Genomic DNA, 578 nt, shown 5'->3' with positions numbered 1-578 from the left:
CCGGAACCAGAGCGTGCGATTGACAAGCCGTTCCTGCTGCCGATCGAAGACGTATTCTCCATCTCCGGTCGTGGTACCGTTGTTACCGGTCGTGTAGAACGCGGTATCATCAAAGTGGGCGAAGAAGTTGAAATCGTTGGTATCAAAGAGACTCAGAAGTCTACCTGTACTGGCGTTGAAATGTTCCGCAAACTGCTGGACGAAGGCCGTGCCGGTGAGAACGTAGGTGTTCTGCTGCGTGGTATCAAACGTGAAGAAATCGAACGTGGTCAGGTACTGGCTAAGCCGGGCACCATCAAGCCGCACACCAAGTTCGAATCTGAAGTGTACATTCTGTCCAAAGATGAAGGCGGCCGTCATACTCCGTTCTTCAAAGGCTACCGTCCGCAGTTCTACTTCCGTACTACTGACGTGACTGGCACCATCGAACTGCCGGAAGGCGTAGAGATGGTAATGCCGGGCGACAACATCAAAATGGTTGTTACCCTGATCCACCCGATCGCAATGGACGACGGTCTGCGTTTCGCAATCCGTGAAGGCGGCCGTACCGTTGGCGCGGGCGTTGTTGCTAAAGTTCT

At 53.6% G+C, this 578-nt stretch carries 1 protein-coding gene; it reads left to right on the top strand.

Features of this window, described 5'->3' with window-relative positions; translation table 11 throughout:
• On the top strand, window positions 1-578 hold a 578-nt coding region (locus J4613_RS22460), incomplete at both ends, for an EF-Tu/IF-2/RF-3 family GTPase (RefSeq protein ID WP_001738553.1).

It is taken from the genome of Salmonella sp. 32020114201800008SM, from assembly GCF_017572025.1.
GTDB lineage: Bacteria > Pseudomonadota > Gammaproteobacteria > Enterobacterales > Enterobacteriaceae > Salmonella > Salmonella enterica.
This window is presented reverse-complemented; position numbering and strand designations above follow the sequence as displayed.